This window comes from Prevotella pallens ATCC 700821, assembly GCF_000220255.1.
GTDB lineage: Bacteria > Bacteroidota > Bacteroidia > Bacteroidales > Bacteroidaceae > Prevotella > Prevotella pallens.
On record NZ_GL982513.1, the window covers coordinates 1,682,226 to 1,683,466 of the forward strand.

The following is a 1,241-nucleotide window of genomic DNA, read 5'->3' on the forward strand; positions in this document are numbered from 1 at the left end:
TTTTTGATTAGGATGCTAAAGAATTGAAAAATAAGGAGGTTAATAAAAAGGGAGGGTGTATCAAAATGCACATTAATAACTTGACAACTTTCAATCTATAAGTAGGGCTCTTCTAAAGGCAAAGAAAAGATCATTTCTTTACTCAAAATCGAGTACAGAAATGGTCATTTGTTATTTATTGCTGTCCGGTAAAAGTTTTCCCCTCCACATAAAATAACGTGAGTTCGACGAATTATAAGTGTCTATAAATTTGGTGATTAGCGAAATTTATTGTAACTTTAAAGAGCTAATATACAAATAGTTACAAATAAAAATCGCTATGATTACCGAGGACAAAGTTACTGAAATATTTTGTATGGCAGATGACTTCTGCAAGTTTTTTGATGCAATGACAGCAAAATATACGCTAAAACCTACAGGAAAAAGGAAATATTATCGAAATTCTACAATGTCAAAGGCAGAAGTTATGCTGATAATGATTCTTTTCCACAATTCTGGTTATCGTTGCTTCAAACATTTCTATCTTGAAAAAGTATGCAAGCAGCTTCGCCATCTGTTTCCAAAAGTTGTTTCTTATAACCGTATAGTAGAATTGGAAAGGGATGTAGCCGTACCCTTAACCTTGTTTATCAAGAAGGTCCTATTGGGAAAATGCACGGGTATAAGCTTCGTTGACAGCACACCACAGCGTGTCTGCAAAAACCAAAGAATACATATTCACAAAGTTTTCAAAGGCATAGCTCAAAGAGGAAAATGCTCTATGGGTTGGTTCTTTGGCTTCAAGTTGCATTTGATTTGCAATGAGAAAGGAGAACTTCTCAACTTTATGATAACGCCAGGAGATATTGATGACCGTAAGCCTTTGGAGTACAAAGCATTCATAGATTTTATATATGGTAAGCTATTCGGTGACAAGGGCTACATCGGCAAGAATATTTTTCAAAGGCTTTTCGTTGATGGAATACAGCTTATTACCAAATTGAAAAGTAACAGGAAAGGAGCGTTAATGAGCGTTTCAGACAGACTTTTACTCAGAAAAAGAGCCATTATTGAAACGGCGAATGACGAGCTTAAGAATATTGCGCAGGTAGAACACTCCAGACATAGATGCTTTGACAATTTCATCGTCAACTTATTCGGGGCAATTGCTGCCTATTGCCTGTTTCCAAAAAAGCCGTGCATCAATGTACAAAGGACCATTGACACACAACTTACATTGTTCTGAATTTGTCGAACTCACG

The 1,241-nt window shown here is 36.0% G+C and carries 1 protein-coding gene; it reads left to right on the forward strand.

The genetic code is table 11. The features are described from left to right. The first annotated feature begins 319 nt into the window (after positions 1-319). Positions 320-1,225 (forward strand): IS982 family transposase, encoded by a 906-nt coding sequence (locus HMPREF9144_RS06585; protein WP_006045137.1) that lies wholly within the window; start codon positions 320-322, stop codon positions 1,223-1,225. Positions 1,226-1,241: the final 16 nt, after the last annotated feature.

Bases quoted from the DNA above. Each gene is read 5' to 3' on its own strand.
- HMPREF9144_RS06585 (WP_006045137.1), top strand. From the start codon at position 320: ATGATTACCGAGGACAAAGTTACTGAAATATTTTGTATGGCAGATGAC.